The organism is Actinomadura violacea, from assembly GCF_017573465.1.
In the GTDB taxonomy this organism is placed as follows: Bacteria; Actinomycetota; Actinomycetes; order Streptosporangiales; family Streptosporangiaceae; genus Spirillospora; species Spirillospora violacea.
Window position 1 is genome coordinate 15515 of sequence record NZ_JAGEPF010000018.1, and the last position, 23825, is coordinate 39339.

28 protein-coding genes and 1 pseudogene are annotated in these 23825 nt (G+C 70.2%); 8 read left to right on the top strand and 21 right to left on the bottom strand.

Going from position 1 to position 23825, the window contains the following annotated elements; translation table 11 throughout:
* Positions 1–9: 9 nt before the first annotated feature.
* Both J4709_RS28180 and J4709_RS28185 read right to left on the bottom strand, forming a co-directional pair.
* Positions 10–1707, bottom strand: coding sequence for a hypothetical protein (locus J4709_RS28180; protein ID WP_208244831.1), 1698 nt, complete (start codon positions 1705–1707; stop codon positions 10–12).
* Between the two features lie 191 nt (positions 1708–1898).
* Positions 1899–2732 (bottom strand): TIGR02391 family protein, encoded by an 834-nt coding sequence (locus tag J4709_RS28185; protein ID WP_307801621.1) that lies wholly within the window; start codon positions 2730–2732, stop codon positions 1899–1901.
* A gap of 314 nt (positions 2733–3046) precedes the next feature.
* Here J4709_RS28185 and J4709_RS28190 point away from each other — a divergent pair, with 314 nt between their 5' ends.
* Entirely contained in the window at positions 3047–3928 is an 882-nt protein-coding gene (locus tag J4709_RS28190; RefSeq protein WP_208244832.1) for an NUDIX hydrolase, read from the top strand.
* A gap of 184 nt (positions 3929–4112) precedes the next feature.
* Here J4709_RS28190 and J4709_RS56400 read toward each other — a convergent pair whose 3' ends face one another.
* Positions 4113–4379, bottom strand: coding sequence for a carbamoyltransferase C-terminal domain-containing protein (locus J4709_RS56400; RefSeq protein ID WP_208245316.1), 267 nt, complete (start codon positions 4377–4379; stop codon positions 4113–4115).
* 97 nt (positions 4380–4476) lie between these two features.
* Here J4709_RS56400 and J4709_RS28200 point away from each other — a divergent pair, with 97 nt between their 5' ends.
* Positions 4477–4737 carry a hypothetical protein gene (locus J4709_RS28200; RefSeq protein ID WP_208244833.1) on the top strand — a complete coding sequence of 87 codons (261 nt, stop codon included), beginning with the start codon at positions 4477–4479 and terminating at the stop codon, positions 4735–4737.
* 30 nt (positions 4738–4767) lie between these two features.
* Here J4709_RS28200 and J4709_RS28205 read toward each other — a convergent pair whose 3' ends face one another.
* From J4709_RS28205 to J4709_RS28215, 3 genes are all read right to left on the bottom strand, one after another.
* Complete coding sequence (locus J4709_RS28205) at positions 4768–5190, bottom strand: hypothetical protein (RefSeq protein WP_208244834.1); 423 nt, start codon at positions 5188–5190, stop codon at positions 4768–4770.
* A gap of 316 nt (positions 5191–5506) precedes the next feature.
* Positions 5507–6343, bottom strand: a complete 837-nt coding sequence (locus J4709_RS28210) for an SAM-dependent methyltransferase (RefSeq protein WP_208244835.1) — start codon at positions 6341–6343, stop codon at positions 5507–5509.
* Positions 6344–6426: 83 nt separating this feature from the next.
* Positions 6427–7701, bottom strand: coding sequence for a DUF5753 domain-containing protein (locus tag J4709_RS28215; protein ID WP_208244836.1), 1275 nt, complete (start codon positions 7699–7701; stop codon positions 6427–6429).
* Between the two features lie 433 nt (positions 7702–8134).
* Here J4709_RS28215 and J4709_RS28220 point away from each other — a divergent pair, with 433 nt between their 5' ends.
* Together J4709_RS28220 and J4709_RS28225 are read left to right on the top strand one after the other, a co-directional pair.
* Positions 8135–8371 carry a hypothetical protein gene (locus J4709_RS28220; RefSeq protein WP_208244837.1) on the top strand — a complete coding sequence of 79 codons (237 nt, stop codon included), beginning with the start codon at positions 8135–8137 and terminating at the stop codon, positions 8369–8371.
* 84 nt (positions 8372–8455) lie between these two features.
* Entirely contained in the window at positions 8456–9025 is a 570-nt protein-coding gene (locus tag J4709_RS28225) for a hypothetical protein (RefSeq protein ID WP_208244838.1), read from the top strand.
* Positions 9026–9126: 101 nt separating this feature from the next.
* Here the strand turns inward: J4709_RS28225 and J4709_RS28230 are convergent.
* Positions 9127–9558, bottom strand: a pseudogene (locus tag J4709_RS28230) (pyridoxamine 5'-phosphate oxidase family protein); the annotation flags it as partial.
* Between the two features lie 245 nt (positions 9559–9803).
* On the opposite strand from J4709_RS28230, the gene J4709_RS54950 reads away from it, so the two are divergent.
* Together J4709_RS54950 and J4709_RS28240 are read left to right on the top strand one after the other, a co-directional pair.
* Complete coding sequence (locus tag J4709_RS54950; protein ID WP_208244839.1) at positions 9804–10175, top strand: OsmC family protein; 372 nt, start codon at positions 9804–9806, stop codon at positions 10173–10175.
* 288 nt (positions 10176–10463) lie between these two features.
* Positions 10464–11201 carry a nucleotidyltransferase family protein gene (locus tag J4709_RS28240; protein ID WP_208244840.1) on the top strand — a complete coding sequence of 246 codons (738 nt, stop codon included), beginning with the start codon at positions 10464–10466 and terminating at the stop codon, positions 11199–11201.
* Positions 11202–11565: 364 nt separating this feature from the next.
* Here the strand turns inward: J4709_RS28240 and J4709_RS28245 are convergent, their stop codons facing one another.
* A complete protein-coding gene (locus tag J4709_RS28245) occupies positions 11566–11955 on the bottom strand; it encodes a hypothetical protein (protein ID WP_208244841.1) in 390 nt (129 codons plus the stop codon).
* A 120-nt stretch (positions 11956–12075) separates the two neighbouring features.
* On the opposite strand from J4709_RS28245, the gene J4709_RS28250 reads away from it, so the two are divergent.
* On the top strand, positions 12076–13038 hold the full coding sequence (locus tag J4709_RS28250; RefSeq protein WP_208244842.1) for an aminoglycoside phosphotransferase family protein: 963 nt from the start codon (positions 12076–12078) through the stop codon (positions 13036–13038).
* 106 nt (positions 13039–13144) lie between these two features.
* Here the strand turns inward: J4709_RS28250 and J4709_RS28255 are convergent, their stop codons facing one another.
* The 5 genes from J4709_RS28255 to J4709_RS28275 form a co-directional block, all read right to left on the bottom strand.
* Positions 13145–14053 (bottom strand): hypothetical protein, encoded by a 909-nt coding sequence (locus J4709_RS28255; protein WP_208244843.1) that lies wholly within the window; start codon positions 14051–14053, stop codon positions 13145–13147.
* A complete protein-coding gene (locus J4709_RS28260) occupies positions 14053–14385 on the bottom strand; it encodes a hypothetical protein (RefSeq protein WP_208244844.1) in 333 nt (110 codons plus the stop codon). The genes J4709_RS28255 and J4709_RS28260 overlap by 1 nt, the downstream gene beginning before the upstream one ends.
* Positions 14386–14642: 257 nt before the next feature.
* Positions 14643–14936 carry a hypothetical protein gene (locus J4709_RS28265; RefSeq protein ID WP_208244845.1) on the bottom strand — a complete coding sequence of 98 codons (294 nt, stop codon included), beginning with the start codon at positions 14934–14936 and terminating at the stop codon, positions 14643–14645.
* A gap of 284 nt (positions 14937–15220) precedes the next feature.
* Entirely contained in the window at positions 15221–15736 is a 516-nt protein-coding gene (locus tag J4709_RS28270; protein ID WP_208244846.1) for a hypothetical protein, read from the bottom strand.
* Between the two features lie 267 nt (positions 15737–16003).
* Positions 16004–16660 (bottom strand): vWA domain-containing protein, encoded by a 657-nt coding sequence (locus tag J4709_RS28275; RefSeq protein ID WP_208244847.1) that lies wholly within the window; start codon positions 16658–16660, stop codon positions 16004–16006.
* A gap of 806 nt (positions 16661–17466) precedes the next feature.
* Here J4709_RS28275 and J4709_RS28280 point away from each other — a divergent pair.
* Complete coding sequence (locus J4709_RS28280) at positions 17467–18039, top strand: hypothetical protein (RefSeq protein ID WP_208244848.1); 573 nt, start codon at positions 17467–17469, stop codon at positions 18037–18039.
* A 116-nt stretch (positions 18040–18155) separates the two neighbouring features.
* On the opposite strand, the gene J4709_RS28285 is transcribed toward J4709_RS28280, so the two are convergent.
* The 8 genes from J4709_RS28285 to J4709_RS28320 form a co-directional block, all read right to left on the bottom strand.
* A complete protein-coding gene (locus J4709_RS28285; protein ID WP_208244849.1) occupies positions 18156–18995 on the bottom strand; it encodes a hypothetical protein in 840 nt (279 codons plus the stop codon).
* Between the two features lie 251 nt (positions 18996–19246).
* On the bottom strand, positions 19247–19876 hold the full coding sequence (locus tag J4709_RS28290) for a DNA/RNA non-specific endonuclease (RefSeq protein ID WP_208244850.1): 630 nt from the start codon (positions 19874–19876) through the stop codon (positions 19247–19249).
* Between the two features lie 319 nt (positions 19877–20195).
* Positions 20196–20552: a DUF6907 domain-containing protein gene (locus tag J4709_RS28295; protein ID WP_208244851.1), complete on the bottom strand. Its 357-nt coding sequence runs from the start codon at positions 20550–20552 to the stop codon at positions 20196–20198.
* 13 nt (positions 20553–20565) lie between these two features.
* The gene (locus J4709_RS53695) at positions 20566–21429 is read right to left on the bottom strand and encodes a restriction endonuclease (protein ID WP_208244852.1); all 864 of its coding nucleotides are present in this window, start codon (positions 21427–21429) and stop codon (positions 20566–20568) included.
* Positions 21426–21665 carry a hypothetical protein gene (locus J4709_RS28305; protein WP_208244853.1) on the bottom strand — a complete coding sequence of 80 codons (240 nt, stop codon included), beginning with the start codon at positions 21663–21665 and terminating at the stop codon, positions 21426–21428. Before J4709_RS28305 ends, J4709_RS53695 begins: the two co-directional genes overlap by 4 nt.
* Positions 21666–21916: 251 nt before the next feature.
* Positions 21917–22084 (bottom strand): hypothetical protein, encoded by a 168-nt coding sequence (locus J4709_RS28310; RefSeq protein WP_208244854.1) that lies wholly within the window; start codon positions 22082–22084, stop codon positions 21917–21919.
* Positions 22081–22557, bottom strand: a complete 477-nt coding sequence (locus tag J4709_RS28315) for a hypothetical protein (RefSeq protein ID WP_208244855.1) — start codon at positions 22555–22557, stop codon at positions 22081–22083. The genes J4709_RS28310 and J4709_RS28315 overlap by 4 nt, the downstream gene beginning before the upstream one ends.
* Entirely contained in the window at positions 22554–23756 is a 1203-nt protein-coding gene (locus tag J4709_RS28320) for a recombinase family protein (protein WP_208244856.1), read from the bottom strand. Before J4709_RS28320 ends, J4709_RS28315 begins: the two co-directional genes overlap by 4 nt.
* Between the last annotated feature and the right edge of the window lie 69 nt (positions 23757–23825).

Sequence of the window (23825 nt, forward strand, 5' to 3'; positions counted from 1 at the left end):
AGCCGGATGTCACTGCAGGTCAGTACGGGGGACAGCTGCGATGGTCATCGCCGGATCCGATCCGGGGATAAGGGTGATGGTGTCGCCGTGTGGCGACGCGCTGGTGGCGCTGGCGTCCTGAACACGGGCGCTCTTGCGGACGATGTACTGGTCCATGTCGAGCCGGACCTTCCTGCCATCGATGTCGATCAGCAGAGGAAGGGTCATGGTGACGGCGAATTCATCGTCAGAGGCAAACAGACTCTTCGGCGCCGGCAACTTCGCCCATGTGCCAGTGAGCTGTTCACCGTTCAGGATCCGTGCGATGTTCAACACTCGACCCCACCACTTGGCGTAGAGCGGGCCCGCAGGCAAATCAGGGATTTCGACGCGTTCATAGGTGTGCGCCTGGATGGTCTGCAGCGCTTCCAGCATCGGAACGTGCGATTTGGCCTGGGATGTAAGCGAGGACTTCAGGTCCTGCCATACCGGGCCGATAGGTTTTCCTCCGCTGCGGACCGCCAGCACGAGAGCATTGTCGTCCTCAAGCAAGGCGATCAGCCTCAGCGCGGGCAGCACTTCGGCCGGGACCCGCCCCGCCAGGGGCATCGGGATGATCTCCAGCGTGTTTCTCTCGGCCCCGTTGAGGCGCAGTTCCAGCCGCAACACCCCGCTTCGGTCTCGCGCGGCGATCCAGACTCCTGGGCCGGCGGCGGCGCTGCTGATCTCCACCTCGACCATGTCGAGGGTCTGAACGACCGAGCCGTCGGGAGACAGCGCACGTACTTCGAGGTCCGGCATGTTCTGCACCGGCCGCGGCCAGATGCTGATGCGTCCCTGCCCGGGCAGTTCGGTGATTCCCGGTGGTCCGGTGACGTCGAAGATCCTGCCCGGCATGTCCTGCAAGGGTGCCCCGAACTCGCGGAAGTCGGCGAGTGCTTGGGCCTGGGGTGTGCCGGGTGCGGCGGTCAGCTCGCTGGACATCACGATCGGACGCAGCCGCGTGGATTCGGCGCTCAACGCGATCAATCTCATCACCAGGTAGGTGACGGCATCGAGCTGCTGGTACTGCACCAGCACGATCATGGGATCGCTGTGGGTGTCGGCATCCCACGGCTGGTCGCTGACCTTGCCGGCACGGACTTCGACTTCGTACCGGTAGAAGGGGTCGAGTTCGTTGAGAGCAACGGTGAGAGCCTGATGCCGCCCGATCACGGCGGCGAGCAGGTCGTCCCCCGCCGCCTGTGCAGGGACCTCCTTGCCCGCGTGCAGGGCCTCGGCCATGAGGCGCTGCAGACGCTCACCACCGTCTCCGAAGAAGTACTCCACCAGCGACGGCCGTTGCGCAGCCATCCCATCAAGGATGCGGCCCCCCATCCATTCGACGCGGATGCCGTGGCCGGCGGTGAGCTTGTCCAGCCATTCCAACCGCTCGTTGGTGGGCTCCCAGGGCGTGACCAACGTCCACGACCGCACTGGAAGGACGGGAAGGGCCTTGTCGACGAAGGTGCGCCAGGAGCGCGCGATGTCCTTTGCCTGCTTGGCGGTCAGCTTATCGGCGTACCGTTTGACCTGGTAGATGTCGAAACCGTCCGGGTGCCGCACACAGATGTCCACTCCCCGGTCTCCCCGGGACGGGGTGATCTGGTTCCCGTGGGGGTGATCGAGCAACAACATCGCGGCGACGAACTCCTCGACGATCTCGCCCGGCTCGCGTTCCCAGTTCACCTTCGCTATGCGGCAATCTGAGCACGGACGAGCCGCGCGGAAGCGCCGCCACGCTGCCGCTCAGCAGGCCGGATCCGGTCGTCGGCCTCGCCGCTGCATCCATCAACGACCCGGATGACCGACGCATACTGCTCTCAGAGCGGCACTCGGGTCTCTGACCCGCGATCCCGTTGGCATAGGCGAGAACTGCGTCATGCCCCAGTTCGCACAGTCGCAGCGTCAAGGCGGCGGTGCACCAACGACAGCATCGAGAACAGATCGAGCGCATCCGCTTCGGTCAGCGCCCAGCCCGCCGCCGCCCGCGGCGTGTGCGCCGGCGGGTTCCGGAAGGTCCCGAAGATGCCCCTGAGCAGGTTCGCGAACCCGCGATGCTCACTGACCTCCGACCCGGTGCCATAGTCGTTGATCCGCACGGCCGGCACGCCTGCCGCCGCGCCGAAGCACTGGTCGACCAGTCCAGCGCCGTCACCCGACAAGCCGCTCATCTGCCGCAACCGTTCGCTGACCCCCTTGGTCGCCTCGAACACCGCATGGAACAGCGACTCGCGCAGCAACTCTTCCTCGCAGTAGCGCAGGACCTCCGGGTGAACACCGCGACGCGCCAGCTCGGTCCGCATCCGGCCGGCCAGCCGGGCCACCTCATCCAGCGTGGTCGCCGTCGCCGCCGCCCTTGCGACCTTGCCCTGTTCGTTGACCCGCAGCCCGACCAGCGACAACGCCTCCGTCAGCCCATCACGGAGTGCGTCGAACCGGCGCCGGTCCTGCAGGAACCGGCCCGGTGCCATCGCCTCGGTGATGAACCGGATGACGCAGTTGCTCGCCTGGTCGCGGTGCTGTTGGTCGAGCAGGGCACCGCCCAGACGAGTGCGCTTGTTGGGCGCCTCAACATCAGCGATCCTGAGCATCCCCAGCAGCCGGGTGATCTCAGGATTGCTCAGCCCGGGCCACCCGGTGCTGGCCAGTACGTCGGCGATCGCCTGGACAACGTCCGGCGACCACGGCGGATGCAGATCCTTTGAGGGCACGGCTCCATGATGGCGGTCACCCACTGTGCCTCCGCACCCGGATTCCCTGCTCTCGACCACATCCGGTACCCCGGAAGCGTGGGCGGCTCGCCACCCCTCCGATGAGTGCCTCTGGTCTCCGCGCCCCCGTCAACGTTCGACGTCAGGCTCTACGCCGAGACAACGCCACACGGGCAATCCGACACGACCCCCGCCGCCACCGTCCCGCTGGGTGCCGAGCAGGCGCTGCCCGGTGCCGTCCGCCGCGCCGCCCGGCACGACCACGCCGAAGGCCGCAGGGCAGAATGCCACTCCCCGTCGCTACGGTCAGCGACATGAGCCTCACTCAGGGTTTGGTGCCGCCGCGCACCCCGCTGTGGCGGTTCCTGGATCGAGAGCTGTCGACCGGGGTCCGCCGCGTGCGCGCCACCTACCGATCCCGACTGCCCGCCCGTCCGCTGATCCTGCCCGGCCCCGGCGTCGGCTACGAGGCTGGGACCATCGGTACGGCCATCGACCAGCGGCTGCAGCTGGCGTTCACCTGCAGCTCGCCCGTCGACGCGGCCACCCTGCTCGGCGTGGAGGGATGCGTCCTCGCCGCGGAGCAAAGCGGCGACCCGGCGGTGCGCGCCATCGCCGAGACCGGCCGGCACCTGATGGCGGAGCTGGCCGCCGCGGTGCGGTCGATGCGCCTGGACGACCGCCGAGCGAGACTGACCACCGCCAGCCGCGCTCTCTGTGAAGATGGAATCGTGCCTTCACCACGCCTCCGAGAGGCCGCCCGTGTCATCGTCCTGGACAAGGACGACCACGTCCTTCTCCTGAGATACGAGGAGAATGATGGCTTCTGGGCGGTTCCTGGTGGCTCTTTGGAGCCTGCAGAGACCTACGCCGAGGCCGCGCACCGAGAACTGCAGGAAGAACTCGGGCTGATCGACGTGAACCTCGGGCCCGAGCTGGCCATCCGCACCAAGGACCACCTGGTCGGAGGCGTCACAGCGCGGCAAATCGAGAGGTACTTCGTGGCCGTAGTGGACCCGGCGGCGGTCGACCCGGCTCTGGCCAGCCAACCCGACGCCATCGTCGTGCGGCAATGGTGGAGCCTGCTCAAGATGCAGAGCACCGACCAGACGATCTATCCGCTCGGCCTCGCCGAGCTCGTCACGGACTACCTCCAGAACGGCGCGCCCACAGCACCGTTCGAACTGGCCGGGTAGCAGCCTCCCATCCCAACCCGGACAGGACCATGCTCGGGGAAGGCTTGACTGGTGCAGAGAAGAAGCCGCCGTTCTCGTCGTAGCGCAGCAGCAGGACACGCTGGTCGGCGTCGAGAACGACGGCTCAGGCGGCCTCCCGGAGGGGCAGAGTGCTCATGGGTCTCAGCCTGGCAGGCGGTTCAGCTCAGTGCCGCTCGACCAGGTAGTCCCCGATGCACATCGCGTCCAGGTCGCACGCTTGGAACGTGGCCAGGGCGTGCGCTGGCGTCTCCACGATGGGCTCGCGGTCGTTGAAGCTGGTGTTGAGCACGACGGGGATGCCGGTGAGCTGGTGGAGGTGTTCGATCACGCCCCTGCTGCACGGACCCGTCGCCCTGGTCGGCCGCTCGAGGAGGGTCCATGGACCGACGAGGGCTGGGGGCCCAGCGCAAACGCCGCTGGAACGCCGCAGATCGTAGGTCTAGGTCGTCGCCCTCGGGTCGATTCGTTCATCAAACGATGAAAATTTCTGGGCTCGGCTTGGTCGGGTCCGGGGCACCGCCATTGTCATGGACACCATGACGGGCTCGCCGTGCGGCGGGCCAGTAGGCGACGACGCTCGCCATGCCGCGTGGCTCGCGCGGCTCCTCGGCGTGGATCCCTCCACGATCAGCAAGGCCATGCCTGAAGCCGGCGGACCGCCTTTCACCGTGGACCCGGCCACCGGGCGCAAGCTGTACCCGACCAGCGCCTTCCTGCAATGGTGGGATGCTCGGCCCGGTCCGGGGCGGCCCCGCAAGAACGCCGCCTCGGCCCAGTCCGCTGGCTGAGCTCTTACCTGCTCACCGAAGAACAGCCGCTCAGAAGAAGAAGCGATCGCAGCGCACGTTCCGGGCGACCTGGCGCAGGACGGTGCGCTGCTCGGCGGCGGTCAGGCCATCCAGAATCTGGGTGACCTGCTGAACCTGTTCGGTGACGTCGCCGTGCGGAGCCGGAGTGGCGGCCGGTGAAGCCAGATAGGCCGCGACCGCGCCGAACGCCTTCGCGGGCATTCCGGCTGCGGTCGCGGCGCGCCGGAGGATCGACCGTGTCTCCTGCCGCATCGCCGGGTGGTCGTAGCGGTTCGGGTCCCAGTCGTGGGCGAGGATCAGCGGTTCGGCGTGCTGGAAGATCAAGTCCCGGGTGGTGCGGTATCGGGCGTCTCGCTGCTGGTCGGCGGGATCATGCAGGCCCGGCCGGGGTCTGGGGAAGTCGTGCTCGGCCCAGTCCGCGCCCAGTGTCACGCATTCCTCGAAGGCGTACTGGCGGGCTTGGCGGGTCAGGCGCTCGCGGACTTCGCGCAGCTGCTCCTCTTGCCTTACATCCGCGGGGAGCGGCGAGGGTCCCTTCGTAGGAGGCATGGGGCGCATCCTAATCACGCGCGAACCGGTGCGTCTTGGCGCCGAAGGGGAGCCGGGAGGGAGCGAGCAGTGGGCGCTGGCGGTTGTGTCGCCGCGCTGGTGGCGTATATGGCGGGCACCGGCCCGGCGATCGGCATCTGGATTCCGGCGTCGTAGACGGACGGAGGGAGCCGCTGGTTGGCGTGGGGCGGCTGGTGGCTCAGGGTTTTCTGGCGATGCCGCCGTATGCCTCGACGGTGTCGGGGGTGAGGGGGGAGGGGTCGGGGCGCCAGTGCGGTACGGGCACTACGCCGGGGTCGATGAGGTCCAGGCCGGTGAAGAAGCCGCGGAGTTGGTCGGGGCTGCGGAGCCGGTAGGGCGCGGCGCCGGTGTCGTCGTAGTCCTGCTGGGCGTCCAGGAATGCCTGGTCGGTGGCGGTGCCGTCGTAGAGGGCCAGGAAGCTGCCGGACGCCAGGGCGTCCACCAGGGTGGTGATGGTGGCGGTGGCGGTGGTGTCGTCGGGGATGTGGCCGATGACGCCCATCAGCATCAGCGCGATCGGCTGGGCGAAGTCCAGGTGCTGGCGGGCGCCGGCGAGGATCTGCTCGGGCCGACGCAGGTCGGCGTCGAGGTAGTGGGCGGCGCCTTCGGGGGTGCTGGTCAGCAGCGCGCGGGCGTGGACCAGCACCAGCGGGTCGTTGTCGACGTAGACGATGCGGGAGTCGGGTGCGGCGCGCTGGGCGACCTGGTGGGTGTTGTTCTCAGTCGGCAGCCCGGTCCCGATGTCCAGGAACTGGCGGACGCCCCGGTCGGCGGCCAGGTAGGTCACGGCGCGGCCGATGAAATCGCGGCTGGCCCGGGCCAGGGCGGTGATGCCGGGGAAGGTGGTCGCGTATTCGTCGCCGGCCTGCTGGTCGACGGGGAAATTGTCCTTGCCGCCGAGCCAGTAGTTCCAGATCCGCGCCGAATGCGGCACGCTGACGTCAATGTCACCGCCGGAATCGCTGTCCGACCCACCCTGGGCTTCGTGCTGAAACCGCTGGTCATCGCTGCCCATCGGTGAACTCCCTGCCTGCGCGTCGATATTCCCTTCTTTGTCATGAGAGCAGACGGGTCCGGTGATGCCCAGGCTGGAGCGGGTCATGGCTGGAGCCGGTCAAGCATCCGCAGTAGGAGACTGACGCTGTCGTGCGGCTGTAGCGCCTTGCAGGCCAGCCGGGTGTAGCGCAGCGAGAGCTCCTCGATGGTCTCGGCGTCGTGGACGTAGTGGCCGTAGTCGTGGTGCTCGAGATAGACGATGTCGCCCAGGGCGGGCTCGGGAAACCGCATCAGGGTGATCGGCCCGTCGGGGACCCCGTGGTCGGCATCGGCGCTGCTCACCAACTGCAGGGTGATGTGCTGGTAGGCGGCCATCGAGATCAGGTGCGCGAGCTGCTCGCGCAGTACCGCCGGCGGCGCCGCGTGGTGGGCCAGGGCCCGCTGGTCGATGATCGCCCAGTAGTTCGGGGCGTCCGGGCGGTGCAGGATCTGCTGGCGGACCTGCCGGAGCTCGACGCGCTGGCGGAGCTCGGCGGCGGAAGTGCCGGGCAGATCCTCGGCGATCATGTGGCCGGCGTAGCCGGGTGTCTGCAGCAGTCCGGGGACGCGCCGCGGCGCGTACACGCGGATCAGCGACATCTCCGGTTCCAGGGTCAGGTAGGGGCCGAACCATGAGGGCACCACCTGGCGGTACTCGCGCCACCACACCCCGGCGTCATCGCCGCGGACACGGTCCAGCAGCAACCGCGCGGCCTCACGGAGGTCATCACCCGCGCCGGGGCCCGGGACGGCCAGGGGGCGGAGCCGGGCGCCGGTCTCGGTGCCGAGAGAGTCGGGAACGAGCAGGCCGGTTCCAGGCGCGGAACCGTCGTCGAGCCGGCCCGCTCCCAGCCCGGGCCGTAGCGGCTCCAGCTCCCCCCGGCCCGCCGCCACCGGCCGATGGCGGCATGGCGCCGCGGGCTCTGGGCGCGCCGGACGCAATCTGGACTGCGGCCAAGGCCGCTCCGACTGGGTCTCTCGCGGCTGGGTCTCTCGCGGCTGGGTCTCTCGCAGCTGGGTCTCTCGCAGCTGAGCCTGCTGCGGCCCGGCGGGCTCGGGCCGGGCGGGCGGCGCCGCGGGCACCCGGCCTGCGGTCTCGGTACCGCAGGGTTGGTGGAAGGCGGCCCGGAGATCCTCCAGGGAGGTCATGGTCGCGGTGTCGATGCCGCGCTGCGCGGCGATGTAGTGGATCACCGCCCACAGGCTCGCCACCAGCTCCCAGCGCAGCCTTTTCTCGTGCCGGCCCCGCAGGACGTCGTTGGCCGTTGAGCGGGGCACCCCTTCGACCTTCACCCCGTACACCGTCTGGCCCGACAATTTGGACGAAACACTCTTCATGGAGACATATGACGGCTTATCGGCCGCGCGGTAATCGCCGTTGAGCAGCGCGACCACTGTGGAGTACCGCGCCCCACGCCCACCTTCTGACATGGCCGTATCCGATCGTTCTCGAGCCGCTCACGAACCGACGCGGCCGACCGTAGCGGCGGCGCGGCAGTGGATAGCGGGTCACATGACACATAACACCGACCCAGTCGAGGATCACCTAACACGCTGCGCCACAGGGATATCAAGCGAATGTCAGATTGACGCGGATTCTCGGACACCTCCCGGATACCAGTCGGTATATCCGAGAACGTCCGGGAAACGGTGTTTGGGTCGCACCCCGCCGCCCGCCGGCGACAGGGTGATCTCACCCCGCGCCGCCCGCGGTCTACCTACCAGGCGAGCGCGGCGGCTCCCTCATCTGCCGTACGGAAGGAATCCCGCTATGCCGCAGTGCGCTGCCTCTCCACTCCGACGCCTCCTGGCCGACAGCGGCACCGGCACGGGCTCGGGCGTCCCTGATCCCGCGGGCGCGACGTGCCTGGACGACGCGCGAACCGCGCTGTCGCTGATCACCATGTGGGCGCTCCAGACGGGCCGGACCCTGCCCGCGGTGCCGATCGAGCAGCTCACCGCCCGCCAACTCGAGGACTTCTGGGCCGACGACTCCATGCTCGCCTGACCCGCCCCCCGTTCACCGGCCGGCAGAACCCGGCACGCGGCGCCCGCCCGGGCGCTCCCCCCTCCCCAACACGAGCGGACGATCATGCACACCACCCTCATCGGCGTCGACATCCCCTGCTTCGGTGATCAGCGGCGCGACGCCGACGCCCAGCGGCTCTTGCGCAAGCACCTGTACGAGCACCTGCAGGAGGCATTCCGGATGTCCCGGCTGCCCTGGGAAGCCTGCCATGTCGAGGACCGCGGTGACGGCGCGTTGATCGTCACCCCGGCCGACGTGCGCCCCACCGACGCCATGGACCCGCTCGGCCACCACCTCACCGCGCTGCTGCGCCGCTCCAACCGGCTCGCCAACGACCTCGGCCGGCTCCGTCTCCGCGTCGCCGTCCACGCCGGCGAGGTCCAGCACGACCAGCACGGAGTCCTGGGCCATCCGCTGACGCACCTGTTCCGGCTCCTGGAAGCCCCGGCCTTCAAACAGCACCTGCAGCAGGCCGACGACGCCGACCTGGCGATGCTGGTCTCCCACGAGCTCTACCGGCACGCCGCCGCGACCGGGCTGATCAACCCCGACGCCTACCGCCCCATCAACGTCCGACACAAAGAGACCCGCACCTGCGGATACCTCTGGCTGCCTCCGACCTACAGACGCTGAGCCGAAGCCTCGCGCGGACGCCGGTGAGACGACCGGCGTCGCGCGCGTCGAGGCGGCGGTCAGGCCGCGGGCACTCGGGTGTGGACGCTTTGCGAAACGCCTCAGGCGCGCCGGAGGGTCTGCAGACCCCGGCCGGGTCGCCACAGATCGATGACCATGTCGGGTCCTTCGATCCGGGTGAGAACGACTTCGCTGATGTCGGCGGTGAAGAAGTGGGAGTCGCTGAAGGAGTCGGGGTCCAGTCCCCGTTCGGTGAGCATCGCGGCGATCCGCTGCCGGTCGGTGGCCTCGATCGCGCGGCCGGTGACCTTGGCGTCGCCCGGCGCTGCGGCGGGATCATCGGCCGACAGGATGACCGGCGGGCCGTGGAGCGCGAAGCGCGGGTCGCGCTCCAGGTCCCGGGCCTTCAGCGCGCCGGGCATCGACCCGAACCACAGATCGTCCCCGACGAAGTAGGCCTCGATGCCGCTGACCCGCGGCGTCCCGTCCTTGCGCAGCGTCGCCAGGGTCTTGTGCTTGTGCGCCTCGAACGCGCCCCTGACCCGGGCCGCGAACTACGGCACCGACTCAGCGACCTCACGCCAACTGGCCAACGAACCCTCCCGTTCATCGCATCGGTCACACAAGACGCCCAGCGTCCCATCCGGGTCCGACAATCCGCCGTTGGGACTCCCGCCCACCAGCCCCCGAACGTCTCATTATATGAGAAGAATTGTCTCACAATACGGTGAACGGTCTATGATTCCACGGATCGGCCTTTCGAAGAGGAGGTGAGACGGTGGTCGAGGCCATGGCGCTTCCGATCCCCTGGCAAGTCAGGTTCCACGCGGGCGACAACGAGGGCGTCGCCGATACGCTCAAAGCCGACACAGGCGGGTCAACGGGGATGCGGCCGCACGAACTGCTGGAGGCCTCCCTCGCCGCCTGCATGACCATCTCGGCGCGAATGGCGCTGGCCGATCTCGGCATCACCGCCGCCGACGTCGGCGTACGGGTGCACCTGGAACGCGAGGAATCGGCGACGCGGTTCCGCTACGAACTCGTCCTCGCCAGTGAACTCGAGGCCCACCGGGCCGTGATCGCGGAGCGCATCGCGCGCTCGCCGGTACTGTCCACGCTGAGCAAGCCACTGGTCTTCCAACCTGCATGAGCGAGCCGGTTCAGGCAGGCCGGTGGGCCGGGGTGTCTTCGGTGCCGGGGACGCACCAGTTCGCGCGTGATCAGGATGCGCCACAAGCCCGGGTTCGGGCCGTCGGGTCGCAACGAGGCCTGGACGGTACAGACTTCCGGTCGGAACGGAAGGCTTCCCTGTACTGACCTCATCCGTTTGGGGGCGTGATGTCCGATCACCTTCGGGCCCGGTCCAAGGGACCGGTCTTCACCAGGGATCACCCGGTTGAGCGGCGGGAATTGGTCGGCGCGTTGTTACGGTGCCGCAATGACATCCGACCAGACCTCCTCTCCCCACGGTGGTGCGCCGGTACGCCAGGCGGTCATCCTCGCCGGCGGCCAGGGGACCCGGCTGCGCCCGTTCACCGACGACCGGCCCAAGCCGATGATCGAGATCGCGGGCAAGCCGATCATCGACCACCAGATCGAATGGCTGGCGTCCCAGGGCGTGCAGAAGGTCGTCGTATCGTGCGGGCATCTGGCCAAGGTCCTCCAGGACCACCTCGCCTCCCACGACCAGCCGGCCGAGATCTCCACGGTGGTGGAGACCGAGCCACTCGGCCGCGGCGGCGCCCTGAAGTACGCGGGCAAGAACCTGCCCTGGCCCGATGAGCCGTGGTACGCCGCCAACGGGGACGTGTGGACGCGGTTCCCGCTGCGGCAGATGGCCGCCTTCCACACCGAGCGCGGCGCCACCGCGACGCTGGCGCTGGCCCGCCCCCGCCTGCCGTGGGGCGCCGTCGAGGTCGACCAGCTCGGCCGCATCACCGACTTCGCCGAGGCGCCCCGCCTGCCGTACCCGATCAACGGCGGCGTCTACGTCCTCGGGCCGGACGTCATCGACCTGCTGCCGGACACCGGTGACCACGAACGCAGCACCTTCCCCCTATTGGCCAGACAGCGCCGGTTGGCCGGATTCTCGATTGAGGGTTACTGGCGCGCGATCGACACCCACAAGGACATCCAGGAGGCCGCGAAAGAACTGGAAGGCCACGCGAATTGCTGAACGCCTAATCCGAGTGCGGTTAATCCGCACGGACATCAGGCGTTGAGCCCGCGCCCGGGGGAGGCGGTCCGGGCCGGTCCTGGCCGGAGACCGGCGCCCAGGCACCCAGGCGCCCGTCGACAAGGCCCGACCCGGCCGGTGATCCACGCCCGGCACGCATCCTTCGCGTTCGCCGGGGATGCGCGAGGGCCACGACGGCCCCGGAGGCGTAGAGCAAAGGGGTCAATGCGTCGCCCCCGGGGCCGTGCCGGCCGGGCCGGTACCCCATCCGCCTTGCCTCAACGGAAAACGGCCCGGTGACCCATTCTCGCAGGCGCACGCGCGGCTTCCCGCCCGCATGCAGGCCGCGCCATCGGTCCGCTCTCTAGGTCCTTTGGGGTTCGGGTTCGCCGAAGACGAGCATGCCGTGGTCGTCGGTCTGGAAGCAGGCCGACTGAACGCGCAGCAGGTTCCCCGGATGCAGTTCCTCGTAGCGGGCCAGGACCTTCTGGTAGCGGCGGGCTCGGTGGGCCTTGACCGCTGCGCCGTCTTCGTCGAGCCCGCACGCCAGGGCCAGCGAGGCACCGGCCTTCGAGGCCGCCTTCTCCGAGGCATAGAGCCAGACGTCCAGCCTTCCGCTTCCGGAGTACCCCTTGTGGGCCAACGTCCACACCGCGGGCGCCTCCACGACCGTACGCGTGCCGTCGGGATGGTGGCTCTCGGAGGCGACGACGCGCGCCACGTAGGAATCCAGATCTGTGCCGGGCAGGTCCATGGCCTCACGCTACCGAGACGGCACGGCCCGCGACCTGACCGTGCGCTGACCCGCCCCATCCCGCTTCGCCTGGTGTTCGCCTTGCCGTTCCGCTCTGCCTTGGTGGGGGAGACTGGCCGGATGACCTCGACCGGTACTGCCGTGCGCCCGAGCTGGGAACAGCTCCCCGCGCGGCTGCGCGACGGCCTGGCCGACCGCCTCGGCCGCGTCGAGGGGGTGCAGGTGCAGACGGGCGGGTTCACCCCTGGCCTGGCCGCCCGACTCCAGCTCGCCGACGGCGACCGGGTGTTCGTCAAGGGTATCGACGCGGGCCATCCGCTCGCGGGCCGGTACACCGACGAGGCACGGGTCACGCGCGCCCTCCCGGCCGCCGTACCCGCCCCCAAGCTCCGCTGGGACGCGCGGATCGCCGGATGGCTGGTGCTGGCGTTCGATGACGCCGGGGGCCGTCACGCCGACCTGGCGCCCGGCTCACCGGACGTCGCGGCGGTGGTGGAGACGGTCGCCGGGCTCGCGGCCGCGCTCACCCCCTGCCCCGTCCCCGACGTCCCGGACGCCGGGATCGAACTCGCCGACTTCGTGCACGGCTGGCGGGAGCTGGCCGCCGGACCCGACCTGCCCGCCGACGCGTGGGTGCGCCGCAATCTCGACCTCCTCGCCGACGCCGAAACGGCCTGGCTGCAGGCGGCCGACGGCGCCACCCTCCTGCACGGCGACATCAACCGCAGCAACCTCCTCATCACCGAAGCCGGAGAAGCCGGCGGGGTGGTGCTGGTCGACTGGGGGCAGCCGGTGCGGGGCGCGGCGTGGATCGACGTCGCCGACCTCATCCCGCACCTGATCCTGGCCGGGCACACTCCGGCGGCGGCCGAGGACGCCGTCGCCGGCGCGCTCGCCGCGGCGCTGCGGGAGGCGGGCGCGGGCCCGGAGATGGTGACCGGGTACGCCGCGGGCTTCGCCGGCTACTGGGCGCGGACGTCGCGGCTGCTTGACCCGCCCGGCGTGCCGCACCTGCGAGGTCACCAGGCGCGGGCCGCGCGCGCAGCCGCCGCGTGGGTCGCGCACCGGACGGGCTGGGCGTAACCGGGCGGACGCGGGGAGCGCGACGCGGGGCATCGCGTGGTCGGCGACGTTATCCATGCGGGGCAGCGGGCGGACGGCAACTCGTGCGCTGTTGCGGGATCGCCGGTTAGGAGTAGCTGACCGGGGCGTCGCCGTGCGTGCGGACCACCGCTGCCAGCCGCGCGGCGGCGATGCGGAGGGTCTCCCAGCTCATCGTGGTGTCGTGCCCCCTGCGCTCGGCATCCTCCACCGCGCCCCGCGCTACGAGGAACTCCTGCAGGGGGAACGCCAGCTCGGGGGAGTCGAACGTCGCGGCCGCGTTCTCCAGCATCGCAGCCGCGGCGACCATGTGGGCGCCGGGGCCGAGGTGTTCGAGCCGGTCGGCGATCTCGGTGGCGGTGAGCCCCGCGTACGGAAGGTTCGCGCGCGTGCCCAGTACCGCCCCGGTACGACCTGACCGGCCGGCGACCTCGGCGAGCAGCGCGGGGTTGCCGGATTCCGCGGCGGCGCTGGAAGCGATGCCCTGCACCAGGACGGCAGCGGAGGCGAGCTGGTCGAGCGCGCCCGGGCTGCTCTGCCAGTCCAGAGCCTTCATCCGGCCGATCAGGCGGCGGAGCTGGCGGGACGCCGCGTGGGCCTCCAGGGCCACGCCGGCGAACTGTTGGGGGGTGGGCTGGGTCACCGCACGGCCTCCTTGCGGGGTCGGGACAGGTCGGAGCGTACGCGCCTGCGCGATTGCCCGAGCGGCCCAGTCGCGATGATGTTCCGCCTGCGCCCAAAGATCGGTGCCTTCGCCGAGCATGGCGCGACGAACCAGCATCGCTCCCATCCGGGCCACCTCGTACAACAGGTCGAAGGGCCGGCCCCGCTCGGCGTCGCCGATGAGGGAGGGAGCGGCATCGAGGATGTCGGCGCCTTCGCGTGTCAGACCGGCGAACTCGGTCAGGTACCCGGCGGCGCGCGCGTGTTCGTCTGCGATCTGCCCAGCGAACGTCGCGAACTCCTCTGCCTTCGTGCGCAGCATGTCCGGCAGCATCACGCCTCCTGCGTGGTGGTCGCGGCGGAATCCGGGGTTGACGGCGGCGGCTCGGACCGGACGGCGTCGTCGACGCTGCGATCTTCTCCGGAGGGTCGGCGGCCGTCATTGCGCTCCTGGCCGTTGAGGCTCTCGATGCAGAGGGTGTCTCGATCCGCGTTGCCGCGAAGGGCCTCTGTCGGGTAGAGGTTCTTTGCGAGTGGATCGCGGCGACAATCTTCTACAACCGAACGGGCTCCTTTCGGCCCGAAAGCCTCGATCAGGTAGCCGATCTGCGCCTCCAGTCCGCGGTTGTTTATCTTCGACGCGTGCCCGCTCGCCGCATCATGCACTGCTTCGCAAAGATCCTCGGGATCTAGTCCCATATCCGCAGCCAGGGAAACTATTTGAGCGTCCTCCGGGGTGGGCGGGGTCGTTGCTCCGGAAGACCTGGACGAACATTGCTCGCCGACGATGACCTCTGAGACTTTCTCCACATTTCCTCCCATTCATGGATGGTTTTCATGACCTGTTTTTCCGAAGGCGGGCGCCGCCCTGCACGCCTCTGGCGCCTTGATCATGACTCGGTGCCCTCGTACTGGCCGCTCCGTCAGGTAACGGGGGTGAGGGTCAGGAACGGCTCGTTCGGCTTCTGGCTCACACCGCCGCCGCAGAGCCGAATCACACCGTCAGCATCAACCGAGACCTGCGCCGCCTTCGGCCACTCGATCGGCGACTCGCGTCCGCCAGCGGCCTCCGCCATGTAGAAGCGGTTGGTGGTAACGCGGGTGACGATTCTCCGAGTGGTGCCGTAAGCGGGGTGGTCGGCGCGGGTGATGTAGTGGTTGGTGACGTCGTAGACCTGGCCCGGCTGGACTCGGCGCTTGATCTCCGCGAGGGTCATCTGGGCGTCCCTTCGGTGTGTAGAGGTACACATTGGTTCTCTGGCTGCGGCACGGCCTGAGGTCATGCCGAATCTTCGTTGTCCCTGCGATGAACTGAACGGGGGGCGCAATTGCGTCCGAGGTCGTCGTGGCGGGATGGGCCCGGGGCGGGCACCTTTCATGGCCAGCGCCGCGGTATCCGAGTGGCGCCGGCGCCCAGCGCCGAATTCGAGTCGCTGCTGAGGACCGACGCGCTGCGTCCCGATGAGCCCGACCACGACCGAGCTGCTCAGCTCGGTTCGGATCAGAACAGGGCGGCTTGGCCCCGGGGCTCGGCGTGCAGCGTCTCGGTCAGCACCGCGTACACCTCCGCGGAGATCACGCGGCCCTGCTCGTCGTGGGCGGCGAGTGCGGCACGCCATGCCGCGACCTGGTCGGGGTCGGTGGAGGAGTGGGTGAGCAGGCTCCCCGGGGCGGGCGTCTCGGGCTTGGCTTTCTGGTGCGCGGTGAGCGCGTCGAGCGCTGCGCTCATCCGGTCGCGTATCTCCTCGGTGACCGCGTCGCGGAACTGGGCGATGAGGTTCGCCCAGGGGATCCGGTACGGGCCGACGGCGATGCCATGGGCGGTGACCTCGCAGGTGTGGCCGGTCGCGCAGGTGTCGATCATCTGCTGCTGCCACTGCTGCTCGGCGACCGGGTCACCGGCCGCCGCGATGATCGGCGCGAAGTCCCACCGCAGCAGATGCACTGCGGCCTGCAAGCATTCGCGTTGGTGGCCGGTGAGCCGCTCGGGGATCGTGCTGGGCGCAGGTGTACGCATCGGGTGCCTCACAGACTCTTACAGAAGAAGTAGGGAGGGAGTGTCGGTCATCGGCGCCGCAGGGGCAGGGCGCTGCAAGCCGGGGCGCCCCGGCCCAGCGCTTCACCAACTCGCCGACAACAGGCGTGGCGTACCTTCGTTCGTTGCCCGGGTGGCTTCACGTGCGGCGCCGCCGCACCGGCGTGGCGGTGCGGCGGCGCGGTCCTGGTCGAGTCGGGCGGTCCTGGTCGAGTCGGCCGGGCGGCCGATGCCCCGGCCGGCCATGGCTTACAGGGCGGTGTCTCGTTCGTCGTCGGTGAAGGCGAAGCGGCCGTGGCGGGTTCCGCGGGAGACCATGTGGCCGGCCGAGGTCATGCTGTCCTCGGTCCGGTCGCTGGAGTAGGGCAGCGTGGTGTTGCGGGGGATCCCCAGCTCCCCGGCGACCGAGAACGCGTCCTGGTTGGCGCCCAGGAACACAAACGTCCATCCGTTCGGCCCCTCGCGGTGTTCCCGGATCAGGCCGTTGATCTGGTCCGGGCTGTAGCGCTGGGAGGCGTTGTCGCGCCCGTCGGTGACGATGACGACGATGACTTCGTCGGGTCGCCAGCCCGCCGGGATCTGCTCCAACCGCCTCCCTACCTTGCGCAGGGTGCGACCGATCGCGTCCAGCAGCGCCGTCCGTCCTCGAGGGACCAGCCGGAACTGCGGCACATCCTCCAGCGGCTTGGCCTCGTAGACCACCTCGTATTCGTCGTCGAACTGGCGCAGGGTCACCGTCGTGGGGACCTCGACCTCCCGCTGCGTGTGCAGGAACGCCTCCAGGCCCCCTTCGGTGTCCTCCTTGACGTCCCACATCGACCCGGAGCGGTCCAGCAGGATCTCGATGTGACGCAGCCGCGGGCCCGGGACGAGCTCGTTGTCGCGTTCGTTGTCGCGTTCGTGCACGGTTTCTCCTCATAGCTGGGATGCGGGCACCACAGGACGCGCCCCGGCTGATGAGCCGGGGCGTGTCTGCTCTGCGGGAATGAGCTGGTTGCGGTGGCCGCCCTGCGGTCAGGCGTCCTCGGCGACGCCGTCCGGGGCCTCCGCCAGTGCGACCGAACCGCCGTCCGGCGCGGCGGCCGCGCCGTGGTCCCCCTTCGCGTGCTCCCTCGTCCTCGAAGATTTCAGGGAGAGGGCGGGGGCGTCTCTCCCTGTCCGGCCGACAGCCGGTCAGCCTTGCCGGGGCGGTGACCGCAACCCGAGGTACTCACGGCCGCAGGACCCGCGAGGTGGAAGCCGGGTTGCGGTCACCGCCCCGGTAAGGCAGGCTGCGCCGCCGGACAGGGAGAGACGCCCCCGCCCGGGAGAGAGGTCTTGCTGGACGAGGCGAGTGCCTCCCAGCGCAGCGGCCCGCCCCGCGCCCGGAGGACAAGGTTGCCCGCCCCTCGGGGGCGCGGCCGGTCCGCCCGGTGCAGGGCCGTCGGCTCTCAGGCGCCCTCGGCGAGATCGGCAGCGACAGGGGAGGCCGGCCGCTCGTCCAGCCGGCCCTGGCCAGACGGCCGGCGGCCAGGCAGGCCGGGTTCTCCTCCTGTGCCTGGTCCTCCTGCGCCTGGTCCTCCCACACCGTCAGCGCATTGTCCTGGTCGGCGTCCTGGTCGGCGTCTGTAGGGTCGATGGATCTTGCTGGTTCGGCGGAGGCGGTGGTCGTGATGTTGGGCTTTGGGCGCAAGCGAGGGTTGGAATGGGCCGCCGGCGAGTTGGGCGCTCAGGTGGGAGAGGCGGGCACCCGGCCCCCGTTCGGAACGCTCACCGGGCCCTACACGGGAGCGATCGAGACGCCCGCCGAGTGGTTCGCGGTGACCCACCGGGGCCGCCAGGTCGTCGCCTTCAGTTGCGAGCAGAAGCCGGGGCCGTTCTCCTCCAAGGGCTGGAACCACCTCGTGCAGGTGCGCACGCCGTGGGTGCCCGAGACCCGAATGCTGCCCTACACCCGGCAGGTCCAGCAGGTCTACGAGCAGCTCATCCGGCCGGAGATGCCGATGTTCGTCCCCGACCACGCGCCGAACATCATGGTCTACTCGGCGGACCCCCGGCAGGCCAAGGCCGTCCTCACCGCGGAGTTCCTCACGGCGATCGACCACGACCGCCGGCCGCGGCCGAAGATCATCCCGCCGGTCTCGTTCAACGAGGGCGTCCTCAACCACCAGTCGCGCGGACGCCTCGACCCCCGGAAGGCGCTCGACATCGCCGACGGGCTCATCGACCTTCTCGCGCTCATCCCGGCCACGGCCTGGCCGGGCGACCCGCGGACCTGGCCCCCCGGCCCCTGGCTGCCCAACTGACACCCGTTGTCCGCGAAGACTCCAGCCGGGGCCGCCCGCCGCCTCACCGGTTGTGCCATCGCTCGCGCCGGTCGGGGCGGGCCTCCGGCCGGGCGGCACGTGTGGTGATCCGGCGTTCAATGCCGCCAGACGTTGACCCGCTCGGTCGCCAGCAGCGGCGCCCCCTCGGGGCCCTTGATGTAGGCGGCGATCCAGGTCTTGCGGCGCAGGGCGCGGTCGGGTCCGTGCGGCTGGTCCCGCCAGTGCCCCGACACTACCCAGCGATGCCGGAATCGACGGCCGTCCTGGACCCCGGTCTCTTCGCGGTCGTCTGGCCGGTACCGGCGCCGCAGGTCGATCACCGTCACCGCGGGGTCGCCGGTGTCGGCCTTCCGGGCGCTGGTGCGAGCGGGCTTGTCGGGGTCCGCGCGGGACCGGTCGGCCAGGGTCGGCTGCTGCATCAGGTGCCACGCTGCGGCGAGCGCGGCCAGCACGGTGCGCATCCCCGGGTCCACCTCGGCCATGGAGACCTCGCGGCCCACCGGGAGGACGTCGCCGCCGATGAACAGCAGCGGCGGCATCCCGTCCAGCCCGACCCGGTCGGGGAGGTCCCGTTCGGCCAGGTGCGCGGCCAGAGTCTGTCGGGTGAGGTAGGCGACCACCGCCAGACCGTCGGGGTGCGGGCCCCACAGCAGCCCGTCGGCCGGAACCAGGCGGCCGCGGTCCCCGACCGGCAGGGACCCGATCCCGCCATCGACGTGGAGCAGCCCGCAGGGCGCGGGCCGCACGTGCGGGCCCCACGCGGTCGCGGCCAGTTGCGCGCCGGCGTGCACCGCCAGGGCGGCCATGTCCTTGCTCACCCAGTACAGTTCCGCCGCCCTCAGATGCCGGACGAGCCGCTCGTGGGCGTCGCCGGAGCCTTCGGCGGCGGGATCGGCGTCGTCGTGGACGCGTTGCGGCGGCAGCGGCCCCGACATGCGCAGAACGGTCTTGGCGCGACAGGTCGGCAGGCGCCTCGGATGCATCATCGGCCTCCAGGTCCCAAGCGAAGCTGGCCGACTTCAACCAGGTGAAGTCGGCAGAACCCCTCTGAGGGCCAATGAGGTACCGAATTTAGCACCCTCGCAGTCCAGGGGCGGGGAACGCGGCGTCATCCGCTCCGCCACGTAGGCCGTTGACGGAGGGGGTGCCGCGGCGACGTCGTCGGTGCGAGATGTCGGCGTACCGGTCACCCGCAGCCGGCGGCGCTGAGACCTCGATCGAGCGCGCCACGCAGTTTGTCGTACTCGTCTTTGCTCAGGGTCTGGTTGGGGATGTCGAGCCGGATGGCCTGTGCGGGGTGCGCGTCGGTATCCACGGCGATGTTGGTGTGGAAGGCATCGGGGACGAGCGTTTCGGCATCGGGGTAAGTGACGCGGACACGGTAGTGCTCGATCCGGCCGCCCGGCTTCTTCAGACAGCTTTTGGCGCCGGCCTCCATTCGCTCGTAGATGCCCCGGTTGATCGCTGCACGTTGGGGGACCAGGTCGTAGCGGCGGTCGACGCCATGAAGCGTTGCGGCGATCAGGTGCCCGCCGTCGTACTCCGCGCTGTGCGCCATATGGCCGACCGCGCGCTGGCAGGAACCGCGGTCGGCGACGCTGGTGGTCAGGTCGTCGGCTTGGGCGCGTTCGGGTCGGCCGTGGGCGTCGGTGTAGTACGCGGCGCCCTCGGCGCGGTACACGGCATTGGCGGCCAGGTGCTCAGTGCAGGGAGCGGGATCGATGCCGCGCGCGTCATGGACGGCGGCAGGGCCGGGGGAGCGGATGGCGGCCTGGGCGGGCGCGGCGGTGAGGGCCGCGATCAGCGCGACGACCACGGCGGCGGTGATGGGGGCTGCGGAACGGGAGCGTGCCACGGTCGGGGGCGGTCCTTTCGATGGTCGGCGCGTCCGCCCTTGCGGGCGGCGAGCGCATGCCAACCAAGGAACCACTAACAGCAACGCAAGGTGACTATCCGCGATCGTGGAGTGTGGTGGCGGGACCGGTGCCACCGGTGTTCCCTTACGGCCTCTTGCGGCGAAGGCGGCCGCTCACTCCGCGACCGGTCCTTCGGAACCGGGGTGATGCCCGACCCTCGCGGCCACCTGGGCGCAGTGGACCTGCCGCCCTGCACACGGGCGCGATCGCGGGGGGCCGTCAGCGGGCGGCTTGCTCTCCCAGGTCGTGCAGGACCTCGGCGACGCGACGGGCCAGCTCGGGGGTCAGGGTGACGGCGCTGAAGTCGCTGTCGAGGAGGCTCAGCTCGACTTGGGTGGGACCGGGCGGGGCGTCCAGCGGGGTGACGAACGCCTGCAGCTGCATCTGGACGGTGGTCGGCTTGCCGTCGGGCACTCGGCTGACGTGGGTGGTGATGATGTCGATCGGCTCGCTGCTGTGGTGGAAGCCGTCCTCAAGGTGCAGGTAGGCGCCGGGTTCGAAGTGGTCTCCGGTGCACCAGGAGGGGCAGGGCTGCAAGGTGACCTGCTGCCCGTCGTAGGTCGTGGCAACATCCATGTCCCTCACTGTCCTACGGCTCCATCCGCCTTGGGGGAGCAGTGCGCTGATCGGACGGGTCTCGATCCGATGACGCGCGATCGCCGGCGCCGGGAGAGCCGGGGCGGCTCGGCCCGGCGGCCGCCGGATCGAAGCGGAACCGCAGCCGGTGGCGGCGCCCGCGGCCGGTCCCCAGCCCGAGCAGTTCGGGCAGGCTGATGCCGTGCGCGGCCCACCTCTCCAGCTCGGCCCGGCCCAGCAGCGCGATCCGGAACTGCTCGGCGTTGCGGCGGGCTGAGGGGGTGAACCCGCCGTTGGTGACCACCACCGCGACGTCGGCGCGGTGCGCGGGCCCGGCCGTGCCGTTCACCTGGTAGATCACCGGCGCGCCGACGTTCGCCGCCCGGGTGGTGTGCTTGCACTGCACGACGATCCGGGTCCCGGTCGCGGCGTGGAGCCCGATGACGTCGGCGGCCTGGTCGTCGCTGCCACCGACCCGCCAGGCGGTGATCTTGTCGCGCATCATCAGATCGGCGACGGCGACCTCGAACTCCTGTGGGTCCAGCACGTCGATCTCGGCCAGGGGCAGCGTCAGGTCCGCGCGCCGCTGCGCCTGCACCAAGGCCCGCAGGCTCCGCGCCCGGCCGCGCGTCCACCACACCGCGCCGCCGGCCACCAGGAGCGCAGGGATCACCCACCAGGTCGCGACCAGCGCGCGCAGCAGCTGACCGAGCAGCTGCACGGCCACGGCCACCGCGAACACCGTCAGCAGCGCCGCCCCGATCCAGTCCTGAACGGTCCGCGGCCGCCGGACGCGCCGGACCCGGCGCAGCAGCCACACTCGCGCCTGCACGGCCGCCGCCGGGCGACCGCCCGCCCGGTAGGGGCCCGCGGTCACGGCGTGCCCGACCCGTGCGGGACCTGCCCGTGCGAGGTCTGCCCGGTGGTCTGCCCGGTGGTCTGCCCGGACGGCGCCGGGGCCGGTTTGGCTCCGTCGGAGTCGCCGTCGTGCTGGCGGGCGGCGAACAGCAGAGCCAGCGCGATCAGCCCGGCGATCAGCCATCCGGACGCCTTCCCGCCACCGCGCGATGACGGCGCGTTCACCCAGTGCCCGCGCCGGTAGTACCTGGCCATGAAAGGGGGTCTCCTCCCCGAGCCGGTCCCGCGCGGACCACCCGCGCCCCTTTTTGACTCGACTCAGACCCGTTACTGAAACACCCCAGTCAGACAAAATCCGCCAGATTCCATGCGATCACTGCAAGTTATGCACATTCGGATAGGAACCTCTCGCGCGGGCGTCAGCTGCGCCTAACCCCCCGCGTGCCGCTGGCCCCGGGTGGATCACCTCGGGGACGATCGCCTTGGCGTCGTCGAGGGCGAGCACGTCAGCCGTCGCGCGTCTCAACAACGCGAGCCGTGACCGGAACGTCTGGGAACTCCTCGCGGTGCTCGACGACCCAGTCAACGGCGGTCCAGTAGTCCATCGGTCCCGCGAGTTGCTCGTCGGTGTCATCGCTGAAGATCGCGTACTTGGTGTCGTCGGTGATCGTCACTTCGCCTCCTCGGTCAAGGTGGCTGCGCCTGCGGGTGTTGAGTTCAGCAGAGCAGTTCGTGCTTCACCGGCGCGCACCTGGCACGCTAGGGCGACGTCGCTCCAGGAGGTCCGGGTGAGCCGCAGGCTCCGGACCGCCTCGCTCAATGCCTTCTCGTACTGCGCGCGGGCCTCGGCGAGCGCATCGAGCTGAGCCGAACGCGGCCTCACTCGCAGCAGAGGTTCCTGGACGCCGGTCTGCAGGATGACCGCTTCCCGCGCGGACGTCGCCAACGCCAGCAGGGTCCTGCCATGGACGAACACGCCGTGCTGCGGCGCGGCGATGATCCACCACCGGCCCTCGCGCACAGCCGGCAATACGATCTCCTGCCGGTCCTCGCCCGTTCGCTCCGCACCGGTCCCGGCGTCTTGGGATTCGAGTTCCTGGTCAGTGTTCAGTTCCTGGTCAGTGTTCAGTTCCTGGTCAGTGTTCACAGGCTCTCCACGAGGTTGAGAAGTTCGGTGGCCAGCGCGGACGGCAGGTCTCCGCGCGGTACCACCACCTGGTGTCCAGCGATCTCGTACAGGGTGTGGGTGTCGCTGCCGCGGACCCGCCGCACCGGCACGTCGCGCTCGCGCGCGACGGCGATCACCCGGGCCATGCTCAGCGTCTGCGGACGTCGCATCTGCGCGGTCACCTTCTGGGTCTCCGCCCAGTACTGCGGCGTCACGATCGCCGGATGCGCTGGTTCACGTGACCACACCCATTCCGAGATCGGGTTCCACCGGCCCTGGCCGGAGCTGGTGGCACGTCGGTTGTAAACCATGAAGCCGGTGTACTTCGGCTGGGCGAGCATCGCCGCGACCCGTACACCGCGCCACGGCCGCCGTCCCGGGTCCTGCGGATAGCGGCCCGGGTCGCGGCGCAGTTCGGCGGCGATGTCGGCGTCGCCCAGCCGCTCGTCGCGGCGAAGCCGGAACACCTCCCGGACGGTGTCGGCACGACGGCCGTCGGGATGCAGCGCCAGCCGGCATTTCGGGCGCCCGGCACCGAACCGGTTCGCCGTCGGGGCCGCGTCGGGATCCTCGACGGCGATGTAGCCGTAGCAGGGGTATCCGTGGCGGTAGCCGTTGGCGGCGTGCTGCCGCTGCCCCCGCATGGACATCTCCACCATCTCGTGGCGGGCGACCTCGGCGTGGACCTGCGCGGTCCGCCGCGCCTGGAGCCTGCCCGACTCCATCCCGCCGCGGGGCTCGTTGGCGCACTCCAGCGTGATGCCGCGGCGTTTGAGGTGGTCCTCGACCATGAGGCTGGTGAGCATGTTGCGGGCCGCGCGGCTGATCCGCTCGCAGATGACCCGGGTGAACTCGCCGCGCTCGACCGCCTCCAGCAAGTCGTTCACCCCGCCGGCGCGGGGCACCGGGATCTCCAGGCGCTCGTAGTCGGCGTCGCTGACCTCGCCGCGATCATCCAGCCCGAGCATCCCCGACTCGACGTCGAAGAAGTAGGCGGCGATGCTCTGCCCCTCCTCCAGCAGCGTGCAGGCGTCGGCGACCTGCCCGGCCAGAGACGATCCCGGGTCCTGCTGGTCCTTGGTGGAGCAGCGCCCCAGGAACGCGATGCGCTCCTCACGGCGCCGGCGAGGCTCCTGGAAGTTCGGTAGATCACTCAAATCAATGGGGGCTTCGAACATGATCCTTCCCTGATCGAGGAAGACGGGACGCTGGGCGTGCGGTGGGGCGGCGCAGATGCGGGCCGTTCG